At 62.0% G+C, this 6,941-nt stretch carries 8 protein-coding genes and 1 pseudogene; 4 read left to right on the top strand and 5 right to left on the bottom strand.

Annotated elements, in window-relative coordinates:
- Positions 1–140: 140 nt before the first annotated feature.
- From JNK99_RS10675 to yegQ, 4 genes and pseudogenes are all read right to left on the bottom strand, one after another.
- Positions 141–340, bottom strand: a pseudogene (locus JNK99_RS10675) (transposase); the annotation flags it as partial.
- 228 nt (positions 341–568) lie between these two features.
- The gene (locus tag JNK99_RS10670) at positions 569–958 is read right to left on the bottom strand and encodes a hemerythrin family protein (protein WP_291852600.1); all 390 of its coding nucleotides are present in this window, start codon (positions 956–958) and stop codon (positions 569–571) included.
- A gap of 281 nt (positions 959–1,239) precedes the next feature.
- Entirely contained in the window at positions 1,240–2,331 is a 1,092-nt protein-coding gene (locus tag JNK99_RS10665; RefSeq protein ID WP_291852596.1) for a hypothetical protein, read from the bottom strand.
- Between the two features lie 10 nt (positions 2,332–2,341).
- A complete protein-coding gene (yegQ, locus tag JNK99_RS10660; RefSeq protein WP_291852592.1) occupies positions 2,342–3,652 on the bottom strand; it encodes a tRNA 5-hydroxyuridine modification protein YegQ in 1,311 nt (436 codons plus the stop codon).
- Between the two features lie 72 nt (positions 3,653–3,724).
- On the opposite strand from yegQ, the gene rng reads away from it, so the two are divergent.
- From rng to JNK99_RS10640, 4 genes are all read left to right on the top strand, one after another.
- Positions 3,725–5,179 carry a ribonuclease G gene (gene rng, locus JNK99_RS10655; RefSeq protein WP_291852591.1) on the top strand — a complete coding sequence of 485 codons (1,455 nt, stop codon included), beginning with the start codon at positions 3,725–3,727 and terminating at the stop codon, positions 5,177–5,179.
- Between the two features lie 165 nt (positions 5,180–5,344).
- A complete protein-coding gene (locus JNK99_RS10650; RefSeq protein ID WP_291852588.1) occupies positions 5,345–5,791 on the top strand; it encodes an Arm DNA-binding domain-containing protein in 447 nt (148 codons plus the stop codon).
- A gap of 1 nt (position 5,792) precedes the next feature.
- Positions 5,793–6,254: a tyrosine-type recombinase/integrase gene (locus tag JNK99_RS10645; RefSeq protein WP_291852585.1), complete on the top strand. Its 462-nt coding sequence runs from the start codon at positions 5,793–5,795 to the stop codon at positions 6,252–6,254.
- A gap of 87 nt (positions 6,255–6,341) precedes the next feature.
- A complete protein-coding gene (locus JNK99_RS10640; protein ID WP_291852580.1) occupies positions 6,342–6,596 on the top strand; it encodes a hypothetical protein in 255 nt (84 codons plus the stop codon).
- 144 nt (positions 6,597–6,740) lie between these two features.
- Here JNK99_RS10640 and JNK99_RS10635 read toward each other — a convergent pair.
- Positions 6,741–6,941: transposase (locus JNK99_RS10635; protein ID WP_291852576.1), on the bottom strand; the 201-nt coding region annotated here is incomplete at its 5' end.

Genomic DNA, 6,941 nt, shown 5'->3' with positions numbered 1-6,941 from the left:
ACCATTGGAGTGTCCGCAAAGCCTATCGCAGTGCCCTTTCCTGGTTCAAACGCGGCATCCGCCTTCTCTTGAGACGCGCTGCCAGCGCACTGCCTCTTCCCAAGTTCTTTCAGGGGGCCGAAACATGATAGGTGGTAAGCGTTCCCGGCCCGCACCCTTGACATCTCCAGCAAGTCCGGTGTCATCGTCCTGGCTTCCGGCCCGTTGTCCTTGCCGGCCTCGAACGCCTTGACCCAGTTGCGCAGCGTCTGGTCGCTGATCCCCGGTTCCCTCGCACGGCACCAATGCCCTGGCCGACCTTGACCCGCTTCACGGCCAACTCCCTGAACTCCGCCGCGATCTCCCGTTTCGGTCTCTTCCACTTCTTCTTTCCTTCCCGTTTGCCGGGACGTTATACCCCATCTCCTGGAAGACGAAATTTCGGGGGGAAGCTCAGAAACGGCCGCATTCGAAACTCGGCCACTGCTCTCCCGTTCAATTACTGGAGCATTGGATCAGTCAGCGCCCTCCGGAAAAACTGGTCGCATGAAACACCTCCTTGGGAAGGCGAAAAACCGAGGGAAGCTCATCAGATACGCGGCGCACTGGCATAGCGCACATCACGCGTCTCGATGTGTCGGACAAGAAAGGTGAGTAACCTGCGTGCCTGATTGGGAATGAGTTCGGTCCGGCCGGTACGGTGCGTGGCGAGCAGCGCTGCGAGCGAGTCGAGCATGTCGGCGTGGTCTTCGACATGATCGTCGAAGTCGTCATGGCTATCGAGGCGCATCAACAGTTCCTCGGAGAGAAAATGCGCCTGGCTGTAGTCGACCAGGCGCTCGAGGATGAGCTCGATCTGCGCCGCTTCGACATGCGCCTCGACCGCATCACAGAGCGCATTGATCAGGCCCAGCTGGATGCGATGCTCGCCATCCATGGTCGGGTTGCCGGTCGGTGTGGGAAGGGGGAGGTCTGACATCACATTCTCCGATCCAGGGATTGGAGGGCTGGGTGGCCAGGGCTAATCGGGAAGTGTGGCAGGGCAAAGGAACCTGCCGTACCTGTTTTGCCCGCGACCAACCGTGGAGTACAGCCCTGGTGCGTACATTGACCGATCGCCCCGAAGACCATCGGGCGGAACGAGCGGTGGTGTTTCTGGCAGCCGGCGTGTTGAGCACGCGCAGCCTGCCCGGCGACAGCTCCGAAAGGTCGGCGGCCAGTACCTGCAGCCGACGCCTTTGCGCTTGACCGGTCGGACCTTCAGCCATCGGAGGTCAGCCACGACAAGAGGGCTGTCGCCGCTTCCTCCGCACCGGTGGGAACGGGCGGTTGAGGCGGCGCTTGCCGCCACAGGGCAGCAAGCGCCGGCGCAATGATGCCGGCGAGCAGGTCGGCTGCGCTGATTTCCCGGCACTGGCCGTACGTTTCGAGCCAGTCGATCAGGCAGTCCTGCTCGGGCCATTCCTGCCGCCGAATGTAGAGCACCGGGGTGCCGTTGCAGGCAGCCTCGGCGAATGTACCGTAACCAGGTTTGGCGATCACGGCATCCACCGAACGCAGCAGATCGGGCATCGCCAGCCCGAGGGTCTCGAAATCGCTGGTGTTCGGCTGTCTCGACTGCCAGGCTTGCGGGACCAGCCAGTGGATGCCGTTCATTGTCGGCCAGCCGGCGAGCGGCAGTTCCTTGTTGATGCCGCCAAAGGCGATCAGCACCAGGCGTTCGTCGCCCGGGCAGGCGACTTCCCGTCGCAAATGCTGCCGCCGATCCTCGCCAAGCGCGGCAACCGGACCGATACTTCGCCTGCGGGACAGGTCTTCCATCGCCATTCCCGGAGTCAGACGCAGGAAACACTCGGCACCGTTGTAGGCGGCCAGCATCTGGTGATGCACCTCCGCGGCCCAGTCCTGGCCAGCGAAAAAGTGGGCAAAGAGCTCGGCCCAATTGAGGGAGCACGCCGCTACCGCAGGAATCCCGGCGCGTGCCGCGCCGGCCAGTGGCAAATAGGCGATGTCGCTGAACACCAGCGTTGGCCGCAGGGTGGCCAGAAATTGCGCTTCCTGCTCGACCAGCCTGTCCCAGGCAGAATGTTGTTGGCGGTAAGCCTGCGCCGTTGCCGCCAGGTCGACGCACATGGCATCAAGCATCACGTAGCCGAAGTCGCTGCTACCCGCCAGGTGAGTGAGAGCGTGGTGCAGGCGGGCCCGCAGCAGTTCGGTCGAGAGCCCGCTGCGCAGCGTGAGGCGCAGCCTGGGCAAACGCGCAGCCAAGGCATTGATGATCGGGGCCGCTTGTGCCAGGTGGCCGAAGCCGTGCGCCGAGATATCGACGAAGAGGTGAGGAGCAGACATCATCCTGCCTGCCTCAGACGAAGCGTGCAAGCATCGCACCCGGCAATTCTGCCGGCCAGGGGATCCACACGCGATGACCGTTGCCTGGCGCGACACGAATGTCGGCGCCGTCGGCGCTGTGCATGCGATTCAGGGCGAGCTGGCGGTTGCCCGACGGATGGATGATTTCCAGGCGATCACCCACCGAGAAGCGGTTCTTGACCTCGATCAGGGCGCGCTGCTTCTGCCCATCCCAAGTCAGCACATCGCCAACGTAGCGGCTGCGGCCCGATTCCGAATGTCCGCGCAGATAATTCTGTTTTTCGTGCTCGTGGTGGCGCTGATAGAAACCATCGGTGTAGCCGCGGTTGGCGAGGCCTTCGAGTTCGCCGAGCAGGGCCGGATCGAACGGGCGACCGGCAAGCGCGTCATCGAGCGCCCGGCGATAGACCTGTGTGCTGCGTGCCACGTAATAGGGGGACTTGGTGCGCCCCTCGATCTTCAGCGCGTCGACCCCGATTTCGAGCAGACGCCCGATGTGCTCGACGGCGCGCAGATCTTTCGAGTTCATGATGTAGGTACCGTGCTCATCCTCATCGATGGGCATCAGTTCGCCCGGGCGCTCCTTTTCCTCCAGCAGCCAGCCGCGCGTTCCGGTGCTGAGCGTCACAGCCTCCCGCAGGTCACCCGTCGCGTCATGCTCTGCTGCCTGCAGCCGATAGCCCCAGCGGCACGAGTTGGTACAGCTTCCTTGGTTGGGATCGCGATGGTTGAAGTATCCGGAGAGCAGGCAGCGGCCCGAATAGGCGACGCACAACGCACCATGCACGAAGACCTCGAGTTCGATGTCGGGGCACTGCTGACGGATTTCGGCCACTTCGTCGAGCGACAATTCGCGTGACAGTATGACCCGTCGGATGCCGAGCCTCTGCCAGAAGCGCACCGCGGCAAAGTTCACCGTATTTGCCTGCACCGAGAGGTGCACCGGCATCGCCGGCCAGGTCTCGCGAACCAGGTCGATCAGCCCGGGGTCGGCCATGATCAGCGCGTCGGGTTTGCGTGCGATGACGGGGGCCATGTCCGCCAAGTAGGTATGGACCTTGGCATTATGCGGCAGGACGTTGCTGACCACGTACAGCTTGCCGCCTGCCGCGTGTGCCTCGTCAATCCCCCGGGCCAGTGCGTCGAGGTCACCAAAGTCGTTATTGCGCACGCGCAGACTGTAGCGCGGCTGGCCCGCGTACACCGCATTGGCACCGAAGGCGAAGGCGGTGCGCAGCATGGCCAGTGAACCGGCGGGAGCGAGCAATTCGGGAGGCGGAACCAAGACTTGTGTGGCAGACATTCGGGGTGGGTGGCGGAGAGGGTAGAATGCGACGAGACCAAATCTTACTCCCATTTCCCAGATCGCCCCGCCATGTCTGAAGAGATCCTGATCAACTTCACACCGCAGGAAACGCGCGTCGCCGTCATGCACCAGGGCGTCGTGCAGGAACTGCATATCGAACGCAGCGCCAGCCGGGGTTTCGTCGGCAACGTCTACGTCGGACGCATCGTGCGTATCCTGCCCGGCATGCAGTCGGCTTTCATCGACATCGGACTGGGACGCACTGCCTTTCTCCACGTGGCCGACATCCGCGAGCCGCGCCCCAGCGACGAGCCCTTGCGGCCGATCGAGCGCCTCCTCTTCGAAGGGCAAAGCATTCTCGTGCAGGTAATCAAGGATCCGATGGGCAGCAAGGGCGCACGGCTGTCCACGCAGGTCTCGATCGCCGGGCGAATGCTGGTCTACCTGCCGCAGGACAAGCATATCGGCATTTCGCAGCGGATCGAGCGGGAAGCGGATCGCGAAGCGCTGCGCGAGAAACTCGGTCGTCTGGTGCCGGGTGAAGAAACCGGCGGTTTCATTGTACGGACGATGGCCGAAAGCGCCAGCGAAGCCGAACTGGCGAAGGACATCGAATACCTGCGCAAACTCTGGCGCGATATTCAGTTGCAGTCGACCACGGCAGCCCCTCCTTCCCTGCTCTATCAGGAACTGTCGCTCGCGCAGCGCGTCCTGCGTGATTTCGTCAATCCGGAAACGGCGCGTATCGTCATCGATTCGCGCGAGAACTTCCAGAAGCTGAGCGTTTTTGCCGCCGAGTACACACCGACCGTCGCCCCCCTGCTCGAGCACTACATCGGAGAGCGGCCGCTGTTCGACCTGCATGGCGTCGAAGACGAGATCCAGAAAGCGCTTGCCCGTCGCGTCGACTTGAAGTCGGGTGGCTATCTGATCATCGACCAGACCGAAGCGATGACCACCATCGACGTCAATACAGGCGGCTTTGTCGGCGTGCGCAACTTCGACGACACCATCTTCAAGACCAATCTCGAAGCCGCTCAGACCATCGCCCGCCAGTTACGTCTGCGCAACCTCGGTGGCATCATCATCATCGACTTCATCGACATGGAGAACGAAGAGCACAGGACGGCGGTGCTCAGCGAGTTCAACAAGGCACTGGCACGTGATCATACGCGCCTGACGGTCAACGGGTTCACCGCACTGGGCCTGGTCGAGATGACCCGCAAACGGACACGCGAATCGCTTGCCCATGTGCTGTGTGAAGAATGCCCGACCTGTGGTGGTCGCGGCGAAGTCAGGACGGCACGCACGGTGTGTTACGAGATCCTGCGCGAACTGCTGCGCGAAGCGCGCCAGTTCAACGCGCGCGAGTATCGGGTCCTCGGCAGCCAGGCGGTGATCGACCGCTTCCTGGACGAGGAATCACAGGGTCTGGCAATGCTTTCAGACTTCATCGGCAAACCGATCTCGCTGCAGGCCGAGCCCAGTTATTCGCAGGAGCAGTACGACATTGTTCTGATGTAGGGTTTCACGGCCTCCCACCCCGTCTCACTTGCCACACAAAAATCCTAATAAAACAATGAGTTTTGCGGGTTTGTGCATTTTGACGTCTCATGCTGTCCTGCCAATATTGGGTAGCTAAGCGGGTAGCCAGAATCATGACTGCACTTCGGAACAATGGATGTGCACGTGGCACGAGACAAGGGGCAATTAACGGACCTGCAGATCAGGCACTGGATCAAGGCGGGCACGCCGCTGGCCAAGGCTGACGGCGATGGCCTGACGTTCACGCTCTCCACAGCAGGTGCAGCCTGCTGGGTTCTCCGTTACCGCTACGGCGGGCGGCGCCGTGAGCTGTCGATTGGCCGGTATCCCGACATCAGCCTGGCCGAAGCGCGCGGCATTGCCACCATCAAGCGCGCCGAAATCATGCAAGGCGGCAAGCCGGCCGCCGATAAGCGGAAAGCCAAGGCTACTGCGGCCAAGGACTGGACGGTGCGCGAGCTGGTCAAGGACTGCCGGGCGGAAGAAGCTGGTGAGCCTGGCCGGGAGCACCCAGGTGAGCTACGGGCGCCACCTCAAGCGCATCGAGAACCGGCTTGGCGCGCTGTCGGTTCGCGAGATCCAAGCCGCTGACGTGGTCGCGCTGATCGAAGCCAGTTCCCCGACCTGGGACGAGTCCAACATGCTGCTGATCGCTGCCAAATGCCTGTTCACCCACGACTGCGGCAAACGGCTGGTCAATGCGAAGCCCTGCCACGGCATCATGCTTTCGGCGTTGCTGGGAGAACGCCCTCCGAAGCGTCAGCGCCTGATGCTGACCAAGGACGAATTACACTTTCTGTTGAACGCCGGCATGCGCTGGCGCAATATGTTGACCATCCGCATCTTGCTGGCGACCGCGATGCGCAGCGCCGAACTCTACAAGGCGAAATGGGAGGACGTTCACCTCGATGAGGCGCGCTGGCGCATTTCCAAGAGCAAGACTGGCGCGGCAATGGATATTCCTCTTCCGCTTGTCGTCGTCGGGTGGTTCCAGGAACTGCGTGAAATGGCCGGCGAATCGGCCTATGTGCTGCCTACCTGGATGCGGGACTGAGCTGCGCGAAACGGTGGCGACACTTACGTCTGCAAGGACAGCATCCGCGCAGCAATCGGCTACTGGCTCGATACCGAAAAGCCCGCAGTGCGTCCCTTCACCCCGCACGATTTGCGCAGCACGATGAAGTCCCACATGCGTGCACTCGGCGTGCCCAGGGATATCTCGGAAATGTGCCTGAACCACAAGCTGTCGGGTGTAGAGGGCATTTACGACCGGTATACCTATTTCGACGAGTGCAAGGAGGCGCTGGAGAGGTGGGCGCAATTTCTTGTGGCCTGCGAGGTTGCGGGCGATGCGGAGCAGATCACTGGGGCAATGGTGGGTCAGGGGGCTGGCTGACTGATTCTTAAGGCGCTACGTCAGGGACACTGGAAACCCATTGAAGGCTTTGAAATGCAACTCTTTGCAGGATGATGAATCGCAGGCAATAGCCAGCGCTCAGGACGGTCAGCGTGAAATCGGCACGTCGGCCATTTCAGGGGTTTACCCCGTTTTGTGTGGAACGAGGGCCATCTGGTCAAACGGCGGAGTGGGCAAGTGAGCGAGTTTTCCGGCGACGAGATAGGCCATGGCGATGAAGTTTTCGACCCGGCGGTAGCCGCGAGCGCGGGCTCGCGCTTCCTGAAGTGCGCGGTTCATGGCCTCGACGCGACCGTTGTGCTTGCCGGCTTCGAAGCCGTTGAG

The sequence above is a fragment of the Accumulibacter sp. genome (assembly GCF_016789985.1).
Classification (GTDB): domain Bacteria; phylum Pseudomonadota; class Gammaproteobacteria; order Burkholderiales; family Rhodocyclaceae; genus Accumulibacter.
Note: the sequence above shows the minus strand (reverse complement) of the source record. Positions and strands in the feature narration are given on the sequence as shown.